We start from the raw sequence: 20873 nt of genomic DNA, 5'->3' as shown, positions 1-20873 counted from the left end.
CCTTTAGTATAGACAGCACATGTTATAGGGTAAAACGAGTATCATAATATTGCCATCGAGCCATTAGTAACACTTAGCTGATGTGACAACTAGTTTATATGACAATCAATTTATATGATGAATCATTAAGAGTTGGTAGGCTGTGGCTCAGCAGTTTGTTCGCCTTGCTTTTCACGTATTTTGACGACTTTACGTACTTTATCGCGAGCACGAGTCTGTTTTAGACGCGATAAATAATCGACGAATATGACGCCATTTAGGTGATCCATCTCATGTTGGATACATACCGCGAGTAAGCCTTCTACTTCTTCGTCAATTTTTTCGCCATTCTCATCCAAGGCTTCAATACGTACTTTGTTTGGACGTTCAACGCTATCATAAACCTCAGGAACTGACAAACAACCTTCTTCATACGGCTGTTTTTCTTCTACCAGTGGCGTCACCTTTGGGTTAATAAAAACTCTAGGGCTATCTTTATCTTCTGATAAATCCATGACGATAAGTTGAATATGGCGATCCACTTGGCTGGCAGCCAAACCAATACCTTGGGCGTCATACATCGTTTCGATCATGTCCGCGATTAAGGTTTTTATTTCAGCAGTTACTTCTTTGACAGGCTTGGCAAGTGTGCGCAGGCGTGGATCTGGATAATTTAAGATAGGGAGTAAAGCCATAACGCTTACCTCAATGATAAGGATAAAATAGGGTTGATATTATAAGATAAATGGGGGCAAAAGTAATGTTTATCAATACTTTCCCGCAACTATCACCTCTTCCTAATACCAAATAACGAAGGTGAGGGCTTATCGTATGACAAACGAAAAGGCCTCGCAATCAGCAAGGCCTTTTCTTTATATCGTTATTACTGCATTACAATCAATAATGCGATCGGTTATACACCGCGTTTGTTAGTAATCATCTCATATGCAAACAGTAGTATGATCGCACCGATAACTGAGAATATTAGACCAGTGAAACCGCCATCAGCATTGATACCTACTAGGTTAGCCAGTAAACCACCAACTAAAGCACCGACGATACCCAATACGATAGTCATTATCCAACCCATAGGGTCACTGCCTGGCTTAATAGCTCTTGCCAATAAACCTGCGACCAATCCTACAATAATCATCCAAATAAAACCCATAGTATTCTCCTAACTTATTATCATTTATAGTAATTTTCTCGTTTTGATAGGTACATTGTAAGCACTCCATCAAAGTAAAGGTAAGCGCGAAATGTTACCAGTGTATGAGCTATGTGAGGAAATCCATTGATTTGCTAATATGAAGATAGGATAAGTAAATGAAAGGTTACAAAGGTAGTAAAGTCGCAAACGTTGGTCGTGATCGATGCTCATTAAAGCCAAAAAAAACGTGGCTCGTCGATAACGATGCCACGCTTTAATTTTTAATAAGATTTATCCAGCTCAGTTATTTATTACGTAGAGCCGTTAATAAACGCTGATGAATCCCTTCAAAGCCGCCATTAGACATGATGACAATCGCATCACCTGCTTGAGCATGCGTGCTGATATGTTCAATGATAGCGTCAGTACTAGACAATACTTGTTGGTCGCCCATATTCGGATTTGCAGCATTAGCGCGTTCGATGACTTCTCTTAGGCCCCATTCAAGGCCTGTAGGCTCATACCACAACGTATGGTCTGCGAGTGCAGCTGATTCGGCTAGGCTGTCTTGATGAATACCCATTTTCATTGTATTGCTACGTGGTTCGATAATGGCCCAGATACGTCTGTCAGACAGTTTCTTTTTGGCACCATCTAACGTCGTGGTAATAGCGGTTGGATGATGGGCAAAATCATCGAAGACCAAGATATCATTTACATCACCGATCAGCTCCATACGGCGCTTGATACCAGCAAAGGCTGATAGTGCTTCACAAGCTGTAGAAACACTGACACCAACGTTGTAAGCTGCGGATACCGCAACTAATGCATTATTAACATTATGGATGCCGCTCATTGCCCAATTGACGGTGGCGGTAGAATCAAGGTCTTCACTGAATCTTACTTTAAATTGGCTACCATCTTCGCTAATAAGCTCAGCTTGCCAGTCGCTATCATTTACAAGGTTGTCAGCTGCGTTCTTATCAACCACTGATGTACGCCAAACAGGTGTCCAAACGCCTTTCGCCAACGTGTCTTCTAAACTGGCAGTCGCTGCTGGCATGATGATTTTACCAGTGCTTGGAATCATACGTACCATGTGATGAAACTGAGTTTGAATCGCGTTGAGATCTGCGAAGATATCAGCATGATCAAATTCAAGGTTATTTAAAATGGCAGTACGCGGGCGATAATGCACAAACTTTGAACGCTTATCAAAAAATGCAGAGTCATACTCATCGGCTTCAATGACAAAATAGCCAGTATCTGAGCTATCCTCACTAGCCTTTTTTGCACCCAAATAACTGCTGTGCGCAAAGACTCGCTGTAGACGCTCATCAGTCGTATCGACTAATGGTACACCGCCAATCAAAAACCCAGTATCGATACCAGCATAGTGCAATATCCAAGCGAGCATGGTAGTTGTCGTGGTCTTGCCATGAGTGCCTGCTACGGCTATCACGTGGCGCGATTGCAACACTTCCTCAGATAAAAACTGTGGCCCCGACGTATAGCGTAGTCCGGTGTCCAACATATATTCGATCACGTCCATGCCGCGCTTCATCGCGTTGCCGACGACGACCAAGTCTGGTGCTGGCTGCAAATGTTCTATTAGATAGCCTGCTTCAATAGTGACGCCTGCATTTTCTAATTGGGTGGACATGGGCGGATACACGTTGGCATCAGAGCCAGTGACGGTGTGCCCAAGTTCTCGCGCTAGTAAGGCCAACGAGCCCATAAAAGTACCACAAATACCAAGAATATGAATGTGCATAGACGTTCCGTATGAGCGTAAATTGAAAGAATGAAAACGTGAAATTATTTGTAATATCAGCAGAATAAACAGCTGATTATTATAGGTCGAACCCCGCCTACATATTACCCGTACCAATGACCTTTATTGCAGAATGAGCAAGCAGTCATCAAAGTATTAACAGGATAAACAGCCACTCATTGTAAAGTAAACACTATTAGATGACCAATAAAAAACGCCTTAAAAATAGGCGTTGTTTGGTGTATTGGCTTAGGTATTTATTTATTTGAACTTGTTGATATCTGACGGTCAGCCTACTGTCTTATTTACGTGACAAGGTATAGTCATTATTAGGACTCTTATTTTCGTCCATCAATATAAGATGATTGTCTTGAATACTATAGGTCTCAATCTGTTTTTGTTGGTAGACAATCGTAATCTTATTATTGTCTTGACGATAGATGCCAGACTCAAAAAGCGGTGGACGTGGCGTCTCAGGACTATTGTAAATACTGGTCTTGAGTACTGAGCCATCAGCAAACAAGTTCAGTGTGACATCGATATTATCACAAGACGAACAAGGCACCATACCACCATAATCACCCATTAGCGTCGCTTGTAATGCGCTGCTATGTGACTTTGAATCCGTCTGTGTTTGGTAGGCGTTAGACTCATTACTTGGTTGCGCAGCAGCAATCAGCGATTGGCCTTCTGCGTTATCTTGCTCACTATCAGAGCCTTGTAACCCGTCACTATTGTCTGACAAGCTATTTGTAAGGTCAGCTGACGCTGAGCCATCAACAGGGATAACTTCATTTACCATACCCTGATCAGTATTAGACGAAGCATTGTCACAGCTGATAAGTACGACGCAAAAAGGTAGTGCCAGCAGAAAACGGCCATAGTGTCTGATGGCAGTCAATGTAATAGAGCAAGCAGGCGCAAAATATATCATGGTCACACCAAAAACAGTTTTTAAATAATATTTCTGCAGATTACCCATACTATGAGCAATGTGATTCTATCGTCAAAAATGAGAGATAGTGGGAAATATAAGCGTTGAAAGAGTCTTATTTGAGGTTTTGGTGTCAGAAGATATGATACTAAGCAGACGGAACATTAGCTAAAAATTAAGGTCAGAGTGAAAGCTACCTTAGTCATATCGACCAATCAAAAAATAAAATAAGCAGGGTCAAGATACCAAAGATTAAATATATCTCTGTAGAATTTTTGTTATGGAGTACTTGAAAGGAGGATGTGGTTTCAGCAATAGTAGCTTTGGATAAGAAGGCGTAGCAAAGGCAGTTGATGGTTTAGCAATGCTTAGTGGTAAAGCGGTCTTCAACTAAATAGATATTGAGTCATATCGCCTGTATATCTATTTAGATGAAGGATTGTAGCGTAAAGAAGATATGAGATTTACGTACTTGTTAAGCAGTTATTAAGCAGTGCGACTAGGGGTGATAGGTCGTAAGATACGCCATAATATCAGCACATGTACCAATAACAGCACGGTAAATAGAATCAAAGACTGCTCAGGGATACTTAATCCCATAAATGTCCAGTCAACTGAAGCGCATTCACCAGAGCCTGCAAAAACTTCTTTAAATACTTGCAACACAGGTAGGGTGTCTATCCAATAGTTCAATCCTGGGCCGCAAGAAGGGACTAGGTCGGCAGGTAAGTGCTGTAACCAGACATGGCGTACTGCGACTGCCGTAGACCAACCAATGCCTATCAAGCTGCCGAGCCATAATAGCAGTCTCATTCCTTTAGATTTGGGATTAAATACTGCCGATGTCAGGGCGAAACTGCCCATGACAATTAGGCCAACACGTTGAAAAATACAAAGTGGGCAAGGAGATAGCCCTAGATGGCGCTGCAAAAATAACAGCGCGAAACTCATACCTATGACGGTCATGATGACCAAAAACACTTGCAAAGAGCGGTAGGTGGCTAGCTTTAGCATTGGACAGTTACTCTTATAAAATAGTCAGCTATAAATGTTAAATGGTGATCAGAATTTAGCGGTACTGTTGCAAAAATTCCATAAAATCTTCTGTTTCCGCTTTTTCGATATCCGCTTGCTGCAGTATCGATTTTTCTGCCAGCACTTCATATTTAGCTTGGGTATTTGGACTGAGCGTTTGCTGTAATAACGAATTGCGATGCTGCTGCGCCAAAGTGAAACCAAGCTGCCATAGGCTACCCAAACGCTGACTATCAGAATTAACTTGTGCTGAGATGGTTGATTCAGAGTGTCCTGCTTTGCCTTGCATCAATGCAACTGCTGCACGGTAATCATTGCCGCCATAATGAGCATCAAGTAACGCGGCAAGTGGCTGCATACGTTCTAGATGTGTCAGCATCCAGCTCTCAAGCAATTGCTCCTCGCCGTTGTTGATGATGTGTAGATCATCACGGCGACCTTCATTGACTACACGCTCAAGGTTGATAGCCAGTGCTTCTTCTTCCTCAGGTAGCAAATCAGGAGAGTCATTGAACAGGCAATACAGTGCCATAACTTCTAAAAAGCAGGCACTAGACAGACGAATACCAACATCACTATAAGGGTCAAGATCAATGGCACGGAACTCAACATAGGCAATACCACGACGCTCAAGCGCTTCAGTTGGCGTCTCGCCACTCATCGCGATTTGCTTCGGTCGGATAGGGCTATAATATTCATTTTCTATTTGCAAAATATGGTTATTGATCTGAATAGGGTTACCTTCAGCATCCTCTAATCCGAGTTTAGCAAAGCTCTCATGCGGTGTTTGAATCGCACGGCGCAACCCTTCAACATATTCTGGCAAATAGTTATAACGAATATCGAGCTGCTCTTGCACACTATTGGTATAGCCAAGCTTGCCCATACGTAGGCTAGTAGCGGTCGGCTTATAATAGGTTGAGTTGTTTAACAGTTCTAAATCATGCTCGCGACCCGCTAAGAAACAAGGACAAACGCTTGGACTGGCACCCAATAGATAGAGAACCAGACTGGTTAGTCGCTTGAAGTTACGGATAAGCCCAAGGTATTTTTCATTTTTGAATTCGGTTGGCGTTTGGTCTTGCGCGGTAGGTGTTTGAGCTTGCCAAACGTCAAAGAGTCCATCGCCAAAAGACAAGTTATAATGCAAACCAGCAATCGTCTGCATACGGCGTCCATAACGGATGCCAAGACCACTACGATACAAAGTCTTGAGTTTACCAGTATTAGAGCTGCCATAATCAGCCAGTGGGATATCTTCATCTTTTGATGACAGCATACATGGCATAGACAGTGGCCACATCAGCTCACCTTCAGGCATGGCCTGATACACCAGCACGTGCAACTGACGTAGCATGTTTAGCGTTTCTTTTGGCGAAGTCTTGGGGTCAGTAATGAGCTCAAGTAGGCTTTCTGAATAATCAGTGGTGATAAATGGATGGGTAAGTTTTGATCCCAGTTTGGCTGGGTGCGGTGTTTGGGCCAGATACCCGTCAGGTCTAACGCGTAGTCCTTCCTTTTCGATACCGCGTAACATGCCCGCTAAATGCTTGCTGTCAAACCAGCTAGGGATTTCGAAGTTCACAAAGCTACTCGCAAAATTACTCATAATAGTCATCTATTGTTATTTATTATGGAGGATCAAAACACGACTAGCGTTCGACCATAAAAGAGGTAAATATTGGATTAAGAATTCCGTCAGTTTAGCTCAAAGCTGCCTTGAAAACCACGGACGATTACAAATACGATAAGCTTTGCAATGGCTTATCTGTCTGAACGTCAGCGGATATTTAAGCCATACTATTTTGAATAACGTGTCATTTATGCACTATAAAACCAAGTGAATAAAAAGCACCTACCTAGCAGATAGATGCTTTTAATAGATGACGTCAAGCTACTTATCATCGCTATAGCCAATAACTAGGGCATCTGAATGAACATTCACGGATACCGCTAATTTAGATTGAGAATGAAGAGCCACAGCCACAAGTAGTCGTTGCATTCGGGTTGGTCACGATAAAGCGTGCGCCTTCTAACCCTTCAGTATAGTCAACAGTAGAACCTTGCAAATACTGGTAGCTTAGTGAGTCTACCACTAAGGTCACATCTTCATTGTCAAAGTTGGCATCATCTTCATTCAACTCATTGGCAAAATTAAAGCCATAAGAAAAACCTGAGCAGCCACCGCCAGTCACATAGACGCGTAGCATAAGGTCGCTATCACCTTCTTCTTCACGTAGGCGACGTACTTTTTGTGCAGCACTATCGGTTAGGCTTAGTACCGTTGGATCTACTGGCTGGCTCGAGCTTGGACTAAATTGGTTGGCTGATTCGTTCATATCTACCTCAGTTGCTAGGATCAAATGCAGTCGTCATCCTGTTTGGGTTTGCAATGAAATGGTTGCAAATAAAGATACGCACGGCGTTTGATTTAATTGGGTGCTGTTATTAGGATAAAGCTATTGGAGCAATATAAGCTGTTTGTGCCATATCAAGCTGGTATTTGTGCCATCCAAATGGTTGAGCATATAGTTGGCACTTATTTTATAGCAGTATATCATAATGGGGGTCGCGAATCGTTTGTCAAGAGTGACGCTGCTAATCGAATTTATCGCATTCAATATAAGCCTTTGTGGCCCTGATAATTGGTTATAAGGCGAAATGCTTTTTACTTCAATAAATACTTAGTTTTGAAATAGTTATTTAATCGTTTGCCTATCGGGCAAGCGTTTGAAATAATAGCCGCCAGTTAGCATGCCAGATGTGTGTTTTTATTGCCTTATTTTTTATATTACTGTTGAGATGAAGAAATTATATGATCGAATTTAAAGACGTTGGTGTTCGCCGTGATGGTCGTGAATTGTTTGCAGGTGCAAGCTTCCAGCTACATCCGGGTCACAAGGTTGGCTTAACAGGCAATAATGGCACAGGCAAATCTACTCTGTTCGCTTTATTACTCACGCGAATGGGTAAGGGCGATACTGAAGTTACCCTTGATAAGGGCGAAGTGAGTATTCCTGATAGCTGGCATGTGGCGCATATGGCGCAGGAAGTTGGCGCGACTAAGCAGACGGCCATTGATTATGTATTAAGTGGTGATGAGCAGTGGTATGAGATTAATGCTTCATTGAATGATTTGAGCAGCGTCAGTGATGAGCAGATTGGCATATTGCATCAGCAGTTTGATGAAATTGATGGCTATCGTACGCCAACTAAAGCCGCGCAAATTATGGCGGGCTTGGGTTTCAATACCAATCAGCATGAGCTACCAGTAGAAGGGTTCTCAGGTGGTTGGCGTATGCGTCTTAACCTTGCCAAAACACTGATGAGCCGTGCTGATCTCATGTTACTCGATGAGCCGACCAACCATTTGGATTTGGATGCGATCCTTTGGCTAGAGACTTGGATCAATGCTTTTATGGGTCTCGTGATTGTCATCTCGCATGACCAAGCGTTTTTGGATGCGACAGTCGGTCATATTTTGCATGTAGAACAACAGAAAATCACCCTTTATACGGGTAACTATCAGCAGTTCATTCGCACGCGTCATGAGCGTATGGCGCAGCAGCAGCAAGCGTTTGAAAAGCAAGAAGCGACCAAGGCACATTTGGATGACTTTATTCGTCGTTTCCGTGCCAAAGCCAGTAAAGCCAAACAGGCCCAGAGCCGCATCAAGCAACTTGAGCGTATGGCAGAGTTGTCACCAATGATGGCGGACAACCCGTTCTCGTTCCGCTTCTACGAGCCAGCCAATATGAGCTCACCGCTGATTGAGCTGACGAAAGCGGATATTGGTTATAGCGACGTACCACTACTGCACAATGCCAATGTACAAGTGACGCCAGATACGCGTCTTGGCTTGCTGGGTATGAATGGTGCAGGTAAATCAACACTGATCAAGGCATTGGTTGGCGAGCTTGGTGTATTAACAGGCACGTATCGTATGTCTGATACGCTGAAACTGGGCTATTTTAACCAGCATCAAATGGACATCTTAGATGCCAAGGCAACACCGATAGAGATGCTGCGTCGCCTAGCAGGCAAGACGTCTGATGCGATGCTACGTTCATTCTTAGGCAGTTTTGACTTCCGTGGTGATCGTATTGATACCCCAAGTGAGCTGTTCTCAGGTGGTGAACGTGCACGTTTGACGCTAGCATTAATTGTTTGGCAGCGCCCGAACGTTCTGGTTCTAGATGAGCCAACCAACCATTTAGATTTGCAAATGCGTCAAGCACTGACCATCGCACTACAAGGCTTTGAAGGGGCAGTGGTCTTGGTCTCGCATGATCGTGAATTGATTGCTAACGTTTGTGATGAGTTGTATTTGGTACATGACGGTATTATCGAAGAGTTCGATGGTGATATCGGCGACTATGGCAAATGGTTGGCAGAAAAGCGTAAGCAAGAGAATTCATCAGATAAAAATACTGGTAAGAAAAAAAGTAAAAAAGAGAGCAAGAAGTTCGTTTCACGTGAAACCAATACCAGTCAAGTGAACAGTCAAGCATCTGATACTTCATCAAAAAGTAAAGCTACTGAGCCTGCACTAAGTAAAGAAGAGCAGCGTAAATTGGCGGCTGAACAACGCAAACTTACTGCTCCTATTCGCCGTGAGATAGAAGATACAGAAAAGCTATTGGCTAAGATTGATGGCCAGCTTGTGACGCTAGAAGAGAAGCTTGCTGACACCACGCTTTATGAAGAAAAGCGAAAGTCAGACCTGCTTGTTTTGCTCAATGAGCAAACAGCACTACAACAGCAGCATAGTAATAACGAAGAGAAACTATTGCTATCGATGACGACGTTAGAGGAAATAGAATCTGCTGCCAAGTAGAGAGGGTTATATATAGAACTGCAATCAGAAGGTTTAAGTGTTCGTTAAGCAGTTTTTAGATTATATAAGCAGGCATAAAAAAGGGAGAGCTAACGCTCTCCCTTTTTATTACATTATTCCTTACGGTATTTACCATCACCATAAGAGAGTATTTCCATTGTCGTCGTGCACAATTGACAGTTTATTTGACCAGCAGCGGCTTTCGATAAATCAAGAATACGGCCTCGAATAAAAGGTCCTCTATCAGTGATTTTTACGATTACGCTCTGCTTTGTCTTTTGGTTGGTTACTTGTACCTTCGTGCCGAACGGTAACGTGCGATGCGCAGCGGTCAATGAGTTCATGTTGAAGATACTACCACTAGCCGTACGTTTCCCATGAAACTTGCTGCCGTAATAGCTGGTGTTGCCAGCGAAAACAGTGGTACTAAGCAGTAGTGATAAAGTGATAACTAAAGACTTGATTAAATAAGACATTTAATACCTTTAAGCAATTTATAAGATAGACAGATACTCTTGCCTACGTTATCTATACTCCCTATGAGTATGAATAATAGGGGATTCTACAAGAGCTAGCTTGTCATATTATTACTGCCGTGTAAAAAACTCATGAGGTCAAATACCTGTTTTTTAAGGAGAAATAGATATTTTTTAGCAAAAATAATGATGACGTAGGTACTAAAATTAGACTTATAAAGAGTGATTCTCATAAAGAAGCCAACAAAATACTGGAAAGCCAATAACGTAATATAAATAGGTAATATATAAAGACCAAATCTATCGATATAGCATAATTATCGCTATGAAAGCTCAAATAGAAATAGATAATATAATGTAAAAAAACCTTGCTATATTCTTACTATTTTGTACAATGCGAAAGGTTAAACAATATTCTGGAATATCTATCAAAAATACTCAAAATAAATTTGATTGTATTACCGGATAACCTATCTTTTATCATCCTTTAAGGAAGTTTTATGTTGAAAAAAATAGTATTTGCTTCAGTTGTCGCCGCAATGATTCCGTTTAGCACAGCGAATGCTGACCTTGGTTCTAACTTCAAGACAGCAGATACTGGCCGTACTATCGAACAGATTTACAAGCAATGTGGTATCGGTGGTGCTTTGTTCGGTAATTCAAGCCCTATCCTTGCTATTATCTCTAACGTGACTTGGGATTTGGGTACAACAGCGGCTACTTCTGACTCTATGTCTCCTGCTACTTGCCAAGGTGGTAATGTTAGAGCTGCTGTCTTAATCAAAGAAGCATTCCCAAGTGTAGAAAAAGACCTAGCTTCAGGCCAAGGTGCTCATTTATCAGCACTACAGAGTGTTGCTAACTGTGATTCAGCTGCTAGCGTACGCGCGCAGTATGGTCAATATGCTCAAACTTCTGCCTATCGTACTGCTACGCAAGATCAAAATGCAGAAGCGTTATTTGGTATCGTTAAACAAAACTGTGCTATCTAAAGATTAAAAGTATTAGGTATTCAGCTGTTATTTGAATGCGAAGCTTTTGATTATTTTATGATGAAAACACGTAAGCCTAGCGCTTACGTGTTTTTTATTGCTCATGTATTTAGGGTGTCTGGATAAAATGCAAAAATTATTTTTATGGGTAGCTTGTTTTGCGGCAACGACTGCTGGTGCGGCAGCGCTTGATGAATCAAATACTTATACCCCAAAGCCAGTAATGATGGACAAAGAAGATAATATTGCTTCTAACACTGATACGGCTATTGAAGCGCATTTAGCTATCAGCGAACTCGATAGTTTGCCAAATGTTGAGCAGAGCATACAACCACTGGCAGAAGAGCAAGTAAAAGAGCAAGTACAAGAGCAAAAACTAAGTACTAATAAAAATATTGTTATCGACTCCTTAACCTTAAAGTCATTGGCGAAGCACTCTCAATGGCAGCATTTATTATTTTATAAAAATGGCAAGGCGGAAGTTATCTCGCCAGATTTTTATTTAACCAACCCCAAGCCACGTTCAAAACGCAATTTTGATCCTTATGCAGAGCTCATGGCAACGATAGAGCAAAGTAACAATGAAAACGTTGTCTGCAAGTATCCAGCCAGATATTTATGGCTTACTCATCACCTACCTGAGTTGAATGTCGATCTTAAAAATTGCTCAGAATTACCAGATCCCAATCAAGAAATAAGCCTGATTTTAGTGAGCAATTACCTAAAAAATCCAGCCTCCTCATTTGGTCATGTACTGGTCAAGACCAATATGCCTATGGATGATTCAGACTCTATGGTGCAGGATGTCAGAGAGCTTTCTAGCGAGGATTTGCTTAATAGCTCATACAATTTTGGCGCTCGCATTCCAGCAAATGAAAATGGTGCGATGTATGCCATTAAAGGGCTTTTTGGGCTTTATGATGCGGGGTTTTCGGAGACGGAGTTCTTTAAACAAGATGCGGTATACTCTAAGAATGAGCAACGAGATATGTGGGAGTATGTGCTCAATCTTGATACGTTCGATACGCAATTATTGAACTACCATTTATACGAAGCAAAATCTGCTCGTTTTGATTATTACTTCATCAAGCAAAACTGTGGTTATCGTTCAGGCGAGATACTTGAGCTGATAAGCGATGTAAAAACGACTGAGAGAATAGGCCCTTGGTATGCACCAGATTATGTGTTCGATCAGTTATTAGAGCATGAAGGCGAAACTGAGTCTGAGTCACTCGTATCTTCGGTACGTTATTTACCCTCTGAGCAAACGCAGCTGCGTGAAAAGTTTGTACAACTCTCAAAGCCAATACAAGACATCATAAACGCTGTCATTCGTACAGAGGACACTGCGCCGCTTGCTACGTTGGACGAAGAGAGCAAAGCACTTGCACTTGATTTCTTAATTCTGCATCGTACTTATAAAATATCACAAGACAACACGCCGAAGCAGCAAGCCTTTAAAAGCGTGTTATTAAGTCAGCGTTTTACACTCCCAGCCAGCAATGGTTTGGCTCAGCTGCCTGTCCCGCATAAAGCGTCTCCAGCATTGAGCAATAAAACCACGCAGACCAAAATTGTTTTATCTGATGAGATGGCAGAAGTTGGTTTATCATTATTTGTGAAAGACCCACTCAACGCCTATACGGATATTGATAAACGTTTTGAAGCGGTCAAGGCCTCATTGGGCTATAATTTTGATGAGCATCAATGGACGTTGACAGATTTTGTGTTCTTAGATATGCAACAGATTGAAGATCTTAGACAACCATTATCAGGTGAACCTAAATTATCTTGGCAACTAAAAACAGGCGCTCGTACCGATTGGTTTACGGGTAACCACCATAGCCCTTATACGCAAGCGGGCGTTGGTGCAGGTGCCAAATTTGGCAAGCATTTACTTGGCTATGGTATGGTCAATGCGACTGTCCATGACCAAGACAAACACGCAGATATTGGTATTGAGCTTGGTTTGCGAGCAAAACATGATAGTCGAAGTGCTGAGTTATCTTACATTGCTTCCAAACGAGAAGGGCGTAATGCCATTGATTTGACCAAACTCACAGTACGCCAACAGTTATCGAAGAATAACGATGCCAGACTGATAGTGACGTACTCTGACACAGTAACGGCTGATAATGATGTGATATTAGACGACTCAGATACGTTGAATGCTGCAATAGCTTGGCATCACTATTGGTAATATTTATATGACCGTCTTTACTTATTATTGCTATTATAATTAGGTCATAGCCACAACCTGATATGTCGCAGTCAAATAAGCTGTCACACTATACCGTTTAAAATTGGCATACCAGTATCATCAACATGCTTTTATTTTGAGGACTAATAACATGGCAGAGAAAAACTACTATGACATTTTAGGGGTCAAAAAAGACGCCTCAGACGCCGATATCAAAAAAAAATACCGTAAGCTCGTTCGTCAATATCATCCTGATGTCAGCGATCACCCTGACGCTGATAACAAGATTGCGGAGATTAATAATGCTTACGAGACCATCAGAGACAAAGACAAGCGTGCCGAATATGACGCCATGCTAGACAATCCTTTTGCAGGTCAAGCTGGTGCCGGTGGCTTTGGTGGTCAGTCTACAAATGGTGGTCAGGGTGGATTCCGTTGGGAGGATGTCAAAGATCAGTTCGGTGATGGCGAAGCCTATGGCGATGGTGGTTTCCGCTTCGATGATATTTTTTCAGCATTTGGTCATGGCGCACGTGGCTCGACTAATGGTCAAGCTGGTGGCCAATCACAACGTGGCGGTTTTGGGTCGCAAGATAGCAAAGGTCAAGACCAGCATGCAGAGATTACAGTTGATTTGGCCTCGGTCTATAATGGTGACGACTACAGTATCAAATTAAACGTCCCCGTTCGTCAGACCAATGGCAGCGTAGATTATGATAATAAAACGCTCAAAATTAAAATCCCTAAAGGCATCACTGATGGCAAGCAGATTCGTCTAGCAGGACAAGGTGCAGCTGGTGCTGGTCGTGGTAAAAATGGTGATTTATTCCTAAAAGTCAAAATCCTGCATGCAGACAATATCCGAATAGAAGGTGCTGATGTCTATCAGACTGTCAATATAGCGCCATGGGAAGCGGCTTTGGGCGAAAAAATAACGGTCACTACGCCTGCAGGAAAGCTTGGCGTGACCATTCCTAAAAACAGTAAGTCTGGCAGCAATCTACGATTAAAAGGTAAAGGTATTCCAGCCAAGCAAGTGGGTGATTTATATTTGACCCTGAATATTGTTAATCCTGATATCAATACTGAGGCGGCTAGCCAAGCTTATGAGCAATTAAAACAAGCCTTTGCCGAGACGACTATAGAGCGCTAATGGCAATGTTTGGTAATAGCGCTTAGTAACAGTGCTTAATAACAATCAGATACCACTGCAATAGAGATGAAGACCATACGATAACGATGAAATAAAGCGCAAACGAGGATAATAGCTATGAAACACTCGCCTGAATTGACCGACATTATCATGAGCTTAGATGAGCTAGTATCTGCCTGTGGCCAAGAGCGCCAATGGGTCATCGAATTGATTGAAGAAAATATTATTGAATATGATGTGCCAGAACGAGAGCAGTTTACTGGTTATCAGCTGACGACTGTACGCCGCGCCTCACGACTTAGTCGCGACTTTGAAGCCAGTGTCCCTGCGATTGGTCTGATACTCGAGCTGTTAGATGAGGTGGAGCAACTACGCCAATTAAAACGCCAACTAGACCTGCAAGCACCCGTGATTGAAGTGGATATTGAGGTGAAATAATTAGTGGTAAAATTTACTCCTATTAGAAAACTTGATTTCTTTCTTGCTGTGAATTTATTTGTTGTGAGTGGTGTGCTAATGACGGCATATCCTGATATGAGTTTCCCTAAGGAAAACGAGCTACATTATTATTCTGGCAAGCTAGATGTTTTGAGAGTGAGGCCTGATCCTGACTCAAAGTCGACGCACCAATATCTGGCTTTTTATGATAAAAAAACCAAAACAATACTGGAGTTTTCATGCGCATATTCACAAGCATTTTTTGGTACATCTGACCGCAGTTGTGGTTTAAATGAACATTTTGAGCCCTATATTGGTCAGATGGCCACTGTTGGATGGTATGAACAAGACAGTTTTCCAAGTTGGTCCAATAACAGGCTGCAGGTGGTCACTTTAGAGTCAGAAGATAAAGTTATACGTAGTTATGACGACACTGTGGCAATACTTGAGCGTGATAAAAAACGATTAAGATATTTCATGCTGTTTATTTCATTAGCATCTATATTTGTGTACTGGTCTTTTGGTAAGCTGCCACGACACTAATAAAGAATAGCCAATAAAAAAGGGCCTCAATGATAAATTGGGCCCTTTTTTATTTTCTCTATTTATAGCGTTTGATTTTTTATAAATTAACGAGAATACGTCGGATCAGCTGCTGCTGTGAATAGTACATCTGTTGACGAGTTCAGCGCCGTTTCTGCCGAATCTTGTATCACCCCGATGATAAAGCCAATCGCAACCACTTGCATAGCAATGTCATTTGGAATGTTGAATAAGCTAGCAGCTAGAGGAATCAGTAGCAATGAACCACCGGCGACACCAGAGGCTCCGCAAGCACTGATGGTTGCGACCAGACTCAGTAGAAGTGCTGAAGCAAAGCTCACTTCGATACCTAAAGTATGTGCTGCTGCAAGCGTTAAGACGTTAATCGTAATCGCTGCACCTGCCATATTGATAGTGGCGCCGAGTGGAATAGTCACAGAATAAGTGTCTTCGTGCAGACCCAGTTTGCGCGCAAGGTTCATGTTAACGGGAATGTTGGCCGCTGAACTGCGCGTAAAGAATGCGGTAATGCCTGATTCACGTAGGCATCTGAATACTAGCGGATAAGGGTTTTTACCCGTTTTGACTAACACGATGATTGGGTTTGCAACTAGAGCGATAAATAGCATACAACCGATAAGCACCATCAAGATACGTGCATAACCTGCCAGAGAAGCAAAGCCTGTTTCAGCGACGGTATTTGCAACCAAGCCTAAGATACCGAAAGGTGCTAGCGCAATGATCCATTTGACCACTTGCGAGATCGCATCAGAAAAATCACTGACCACTGTTCGGGCAGTATCACTGGCTTGACGCAGTGCAAAACCAATGATGATGGCCCATGCCAGAATACCAATATAATTGGCTTCAGCGATTGCGTTGATAGGGTTGGCCACCAAGTTCATCAGTAAGTTGGTCAATACGGCTTCTAAATTGGCTGGTGGTACTTGCTCAATCGTTGCATTTATCAAGACTAAGTTAGTCGGGAATAAAAAGCTGGCACCTACCGCAGTCAGTGCAGCCAAAAAAGTGCCGAACATATACATGATAAGTACAGGTTTGACATAAACTTTGTTGCCGCTACGGTGTTGGCTGATAGCAGCCATAACCAAAATAAATACCAGTATCGGAGCAACTGCTTTTAGCGCGCCTACAAACAGCGTACCCAATAGTCCTAATGCAATACCGATTCCTGGAGCTAGCCAACCAATCAATACTCCTAAAATTAAACCAATAATAATGAGCGGCACTAGCCCTATACGCTGGTACATCGCAATTAGTGAACGCATCTATACATCCTCGATTTAGTCAATACTCCAAATTATTTATAAATAGTTACTGCGTTAACCTTGCTTAAAAGACACAGTATCCGCTCGGTTGCTTTGTCTCCATTTTGAAATAATTTGACTGTAAATAAGACGTTTATAGTGAAAACAGAAAAATAATCGAAGGATGGTAGCATTTTTTAGGATAAGCGCCTACCTTTACCACGAACCAGTATAGGCGGGTAAGCTGAAGGTAGAGACTTAATATGAAAAAATTGGCGAATATTCTCTGATGAGAAATCGTGCTTTTTCGTGAGAAATTGAAGAGACGTTATCGGGCAGGCTGCAACTTAAACTTTGAAATGAGTCAGCTCATAACCTAATTGTTGATAAGCTTTATACTTATTACGACCTTCTTCAACACTGGTCGCATCAGGTTTTATCAGCTCAAGCACTCGAGTTGGTTGCGCATTACTAGTCGCTGCCATAAAGGTATTCACGGGACGTATCGTAGTATTGAGTACGATTCCCTTAAAATCGGCTGGCATATAGTTGCCAAGTAGCACAGGTGCTAGCGATTGGTTATCAGTATGGGCAGTAGCAGTATCCACATTAGTGCCTTCAGTATTAGTACCTTTCGCACCCGTATCCAAAAGGCATTGATGTGGTATAAAGCTGGTGGCCTCTTGTGCCCAAAGTGCTTCATCAAGCGATGACAGTAACGCATCATCTTCGATAAGAATCAGCAATGACTGCGTGCTTTTATTGAGCACCGTTTGGGTCAATTGACAAATAAAGCCCAAGAAATCTTGGGCTTTACTCTCGCTTAAAACATAAAAACTGATCTTCATAGAATTGTTTTCATAAAGTGATTTTCATCAAATAGTTTTCATAAATTGACTGTCATTGATTGACTAAACCATATCCGCACTATTTTTTAGATATTGCATAAATAGTGGTACTGGACGACCAGTTGCAGCTTTGTCTTTACCTGAGTTCCATGCCGTGCCAGCGATGTCTAAATGCGCCCATGCTTGACCTTCTTCTACAAAGCGAGACAAGAAGCAAGCAGCAGTGACAGCACCTGCACCTTTACCACCGATGTTTTGTAAATCAGCGATAGGCGATTCGAGCTGCGCTTGATATTCATCATCTAACGGCATATGCCAAATGAGATCACCTGATAAGTTACTGGCATTTTCTAAGTCAAACAATACGTCTTCATCATTACTAAAGACGGCCGAGCGAACACTACCGAGTGCAACTACACAGGCGCCGGTCAAGGTTGCAACATCAATGATAGCTTTTGGCTGATAACGCTGTACGTAGCATAAAGTATCTGCCAATACTAAGCGACCTTCAGCATCAGTATTCAAGATTTCAACCGATAGACCATTCATTGCTTTGACGATATCGCCTGGGCGCGTTGCATCACCTGATGGCATGTTTTCAGCACAGGCTAGCGCGCCGACTACGTTGATTGGTAGACGCGCTTCACACAAGGCTTTGATTGTGCCAAGTACTGAAGCCGAACCACCCATGTCAAATTTCATCTCATCCATCGCCGCACCTGGCTTGATTGAGATACCGCCTGAGTCAAACGTTACACCTTTGCCGACCAATACGATAGGCGCATCATCATTTGCTGCTTGCACACTAGCATCGTTGTTTTTAGCCGCTTTCTTGGTTGGTAGTTTATCAGCCAGTGCTTTTAGACCGCCGCTGACTTTGGCGCTGCTAGTCGTTGTTTTGGTAGAGCCAGCATCACTACTGAAGTTAGACTTACCGCGGTACTCCATGAGTACGAGCTTGCCTTCTTTGGTAGAGCCTTGCGCGACTGCTAAGAAGCAATGCATACCTAGCGCTGACATTTCATCTTCGCCCAGTACCTTAACGGTTAGTAGGTCAGGATAGGTCGCTGCAAGTTCTTGGGCTTTTTCTGCCATGTAAGCTGGGAAGCAGATGTTACCTGGTTCATTGGCTACATCGCGAGTCAGACTCTGACCTGCAAATACTGACTGTGCAAATGCTAGCGCAGGCTGTAATGCAGCATCAGCAACTAGGTAGATATCAGTTAGTACAGGCGTCGCTTGCTCAGATTTATATTTATCAAAGCGGTAGCTCGCTGCCAACAGATTAAGAGCAAATTGACCGAAGTGATTTTCTTCTAGAGCATCACCCAATGCGACAGTAATAGAAGACACGCGCTTTTGCGTACTGCTATAAATAGTGTTGGCAATTTTTTGTAGAACAGTATTGTTAAACTTATCCGTATTGCCCACACCGACTAGTAATAGTTGTACAGGGTTTTGCTTGGTGGTTTTTTTGTCGCCTGCCAATGCATAATCGACAACCGTTTCACCAGCCTTACCTTTGAAGTGTGACACGTCAATCAATTGCTCAATACGTGCCGTGTAATCGGTCAGAGCAGATTCAGCCAAGATGTTTTTCTTGTCATCGATTAAAACGACTAAACAAGCTTCATCTTTGCTCTTTGCTTCTTTTTTTAGAATTTTTTGTGTATGAGTCTTTGGTAGGTGCTGAGATAATTTAATATTCATATAGTTATCCTTATTAGAGTTATGAAAATTGCAGGATTTGTGCGATTGCTTGTACCTGTCAGATTATTAGATTATTAGATTATTTGGTCTATCGAGCAACCACAATAGTGTAGCATATTGCGATGACAGTGCGCAGTTAGCAAGTCTTGGGTAATGAGTTTGAACCATTCTGCTGTACCAATTTACACAATCATTTAATACGGTATCAATGGTTTATGGTGAGTCATATTAAGTAAGATATTAAACTAGGGTGTGTCCTCATTTCAAAAATGGAGATAAGTTGCCGTCAAACGAGAAAAGTAGTGTAGATAATATCGAGATATTGACCAGCTATTTGACGATGTTTGGCAAAATTTAGCCATTTTTAACCCAGTTAGATGACTATCGCTTGAATTGAGGATATGCCCTAGCCGTTAACCAATTCATCCGTTGTTACTAATGCGCTAAATCTATCTTGTAGCGCTGCCATGGCAATGTCATGCATGACATCGGCGCTTATCGTTTCTTTTGTGGCACTAGGTAGATCACGAGTGGCACAGGCGTCATGGCACACAAAGTTTTGAAAACCCAAATCAAATGCGGCGCGGGCGGTTGAGCTGACACACATATGACTCATAAAGCCAGCAAAGATAATCTGCTGCTTTTCTGCTGATGAAATCAATGATTGTAGCTGTGTATCATGAAAGGCATTTGGATGCTTTTTGGCTATTACTGTCTCGCCATCATGTGGCTTTAATGGCTCAACAATCTCGATATTGGGTGATAAAGGATCAAAGACATTGCCATTCTCTGGGCCGTGATGCATGATATGAAAGACAGGGATGTCTTGCTGACGGGCTTTGTCCAGCAGTAGGCGTGCGTTTGCGATAGCTTTAGCGCCAGCTTGTCCTAATGGCATGGCACCATCGACATATTCGTTTTGATAATCGATAAGGACGATAGCGCAATTGGACCAATCGAGCGTATCGAATGAGCCGCCTGCGAGCTCAAGTAGAGTAGAGGGTATAGACGTGGTTTTATTCACAAGTTTTATTCTCCGTATGGCATAAACATATTTTTTGAATATTCAACAGATGTCATTCAGTCTAGCAATTAATCTCAGTCATCCGCATTTCATGATACGAATGACAAACAAACCTTTCTAAAATAAATAAAGCAAAACCTCACAACATAAGCGCGGTCCACTTAAGCATTGCTACAGGCCTCACTGTTAATATGATTGATACCGAATATACCTTTCATTTACTGCCTTATGGTCTATCATCTACTGTATAGGATGGGCAGTCAGTAATAAGAATGTAATGTTTCCAAACACATTTCACCGCCATTTTTAGGCAAAACATGCTAGCATTAGCGGTTATCTTTATCGCCAGTATTTATAGGGTGTCGCTAACAAGTGACGCTGTTATTTTTATACCTGCTTAAGTCTCTGACTGAGTGGTGCTGTCTCTATAATACGCAATTATCGCGCTTGAATTTGTCAGTACTCTGTCAATAATTGTGTAATTAATGAGTGCGAATACCAACCCTTTTTAA

Annotated in this window: 18 protein-coding genes; 6 read left to right on the top strand and 12 right to left on the bottom strand. The window is 42.2% G+C overall.

The window, feature by feature from the left end:
* Positions 1-125 precede the first annotated feature (125 nt).
* From def to erpA, 7 genes are all read right to left on the bottom strand, one after another.
* Positions 126-674 carry a peptide deformylase gene (gene def, locus IPZ60_RS02295; RefSeq protein WP_194196239.1) on the bottom strand — a complete coding sequence of 183 codons (549 nt, stop codon included), beginning with the start codon at positions 672-674 and terminating at the stop codon, positions 126-128.
* Between the two features lie 218 nt (positions 675-892).
* Positions 893-1147 (bottom strand): GlsB/YeaQ/YmgE family stress response membrane protein, encoded by a 255-nt coding sequence (locus IPZ60_RS02290; protein ID WP_110922106.1) that lies wholly within the window; start codon positions 1145-1147, stop codon positions 893-895.
* Positions 1148-1433: 286 nt separating this feature from the next.
* Entirely contained in the window at positions 1434-2903 is a 1470-nt protein-coding gene (gene mpl / locus IPZ60_RS02285) for a UDP-N-acetylmuramate:L-alanyl-gamma-D-glutamyl-meso-diaminopimelate ligase (protein WP_194196238.1), read from the bottom strand.
* Between the two features lie 301 nt (positions 2904-3204).
* Positions 3205-3837 (bottom strand): copper resistance protein NlpE N-terminal domain-containing protein, encoded by a 633-nt coding sequence (locus tag IPZ60_RS02280; RefSeq protein WP_194196237.1) that lies wholly within the window; start codon positions 3835-3837, stop codon positions 3205-3207.
* Positions 3838-4323: 486 nt separating this feature from the next.
* Entirely contained in the window at positions 4324-4851 is a 528-nt protein-coding gene (locus tag IPZ60_RS02275; RefSeq protein WP_194196236.1) for a disulfide bond formation protein B, read from the bottom strand.
* A gap of 55 nt (positions 4852-4906) precedes the next feature.
* A complete protein-coding gene (gene gshA, locus IPZ60_RS02270; protein ID WP_194196235.1) occupies positions 4907-6481 on the bottom strand; it encodes a glutamate--cysteine ligase in 1575 nt (524 codons plus the stop codon).
* A 349-nt stretch (positions 6482-6830) separates the two neighbouring features.
* Positions 6831-7211: an iron-sulfur cluster insertion protein ErpA gene (gene erpA, locus IPZ60_RS02265; protein WP_110922102.1), complete on the bottom strand. Its 381-nt coding sequence runs from the start codon at positions 7209-7211 to the stop codon at positions 6831-6833.
* A 476-nt stretch (positions 7212-7687) separates the two neighbouring features.
* Here erpA and IPZ60_RS02260 point away from each other — a divergent pair, with 476 nt between their 5' ends.
* The gene (locus IPZ60_RS02260) at positions 7688-9709 is read left to right on the top strand and encodes an ATP-binding cassette domain-containing protein (RefSeq protein WP_194196234.1); all 2022 of its coding nucleotides are present in this window, start codon (positions 7688-7690) and stop codon (positions 9707-9709) included.
* 113 nt (positions 9710-9822) lie between these two features.
* Here the strand turns inward: IPZ60_RS02260 and IPZ60_RS02255 are convergent, their stop codons facing one another.
* Positions 9823-10185, bottom strand: coding sequence for a septal ring lytic transglycosylase RlpA family protein (locus IPZ60_RS02255; protein WP_110922100.1), 363 nt, complete (start codon positions 10183-10185; stop codon positions 9823-9825).
* Between the two features lie 500 nt (positions 10186-10685).
* Between IPZ60_RS02255 and IPZ60_RS02250 the strand changes: the two genes are divergently transcribed.
* From IPZ60_RS02250 to IPZ60_RS02230, 5 genes are all read left to right on the top strand, one after another.
* Entirely contained in the window at positions 10686-11177 is a 492-nt protein-coding gene (locus tag IPZ60_RS02250) for a DUF3015 family protein (protein ID WP_110922099.1), read from the top strand.
* A 127-nt stretch (positions 11178-11304) separates the two neighbouring features.
* On the top strand, positions 11305-13377 hold the full coding sequence (locus IPZ60_RS02245; RefSeq protein ID WP_194196233.1) for a DUF4105 domain-containing protein: 2073 nt from the start codon (positions 11305-11307) through the stop codon (positions 13375-13377).
* 151 nt (positions 13378-13528) lie between these two features.
* Positions 13529-14530 (top strand): DnaJ C-terminal domain-containing protein, encoded by a 1002-nt coding sequence (locus IPZ60_RS02240; RefSeq protein ID WP_194196232.1) that lies wholly within the window; start codon positions 13529-13531, stop codon positions 14528-14530.
* Between the two features lie 117 nt (positions 14531-14647).
* The gene (locus IPZ60_RS02235) at positions 14648-14968 is read left to right on the top strand and encodes a chaperone modulator CbpM (protein ID WP_110922096.1); all 321 of its coding nucleotides are present in this window, start codon (positions 14648-14650) and stop codon (positions 14966-14968) included.
* Positions 14969-14971: 3 nt separating this feature from the next.
* Positions 14972-15511, top strand: a complete 540-nt coding sequence (locus IPZ60_RS02230; protein ID WP_194196231.1) for a hypothetical protein — start codon at positions 14972-14974, stop codon at positions 15509-15511.
* Positions 15512-15597: 86 nt separating this feature from the next.
* Here IPZ60_RS02230 and sstT read toward each other — a convergent pair whose 3' ends face one another.
* The 4 genes from sstT to IPZ60_RS02210 all read right to left on the bottom strand — a co-directional run bounded on the left by sstT (position 15598) and on the right by IPZ60_RS02210 (position 20361).
* Positions 15598-16800 (bottom strand): serine/threonine transporter SstT, encoded by a 1203-nt coding sequence (gene sstT / locus IPZ60_RS02225; protein ID WP_194196230.1) that lies wholly within the window; start codon positions 16798-16800, stop codon positions 15598-15600.
* 326 nt (positions 16801-17126) lie between these two features.
* Positions 17127-17627 (bottom strand): DNA polymerase III subunit chi, encoded by a 501-nt coding sequence (locus IPZ60_RS02220; protein ID WP_194196229.1) that lies wholly within the window; start codon positions 17625-17627, stop codon positions 17127-17129.
* 63 nt (positions 17628-17690) lie between these two features.
* A complete protein-coding gene (locus IPZ60_RS02215) occupies positions 17691-19337 on the bottom strand; it encodes a leucyl aminopeptidase (RefSeq protein ID WP_194196228.1) in 1647 nt (548 codons plus the stop codon).
* A 406-nt stretch (positions 19338-19743) separates the two neighbouring features.
* The gene (locus IPZ60_RS02210) at positions 19744-20361 is read right to left on the bottom strand and encodes a cysteine hydrolase family protein (RefSeq protein WP_194196227.1); all 618 of its coding nucleotides are present in this window, start codon (positions 20359-20361) and stop codon (positions 19744-19746) included.
* Between the last annotated feature and the right edge of the window lie 512 nt (positions 20362-20873).

It is taken from the genome of Psychrobacter sp. NG25, assembly GCF_015234355.1.
In the GTDB taxonomy this organism is placed as follows: Bacteria; Pseudomonadota; Gammaproteobacteria; order Pseudomonadales; family Moraxellaceae; genus Psychrobacter.
The sequence above is the reverse complement of the archived record's forward strand: the minus strand, read 5'-3'. Positions and strand labels throughout refer to the sequence as shown.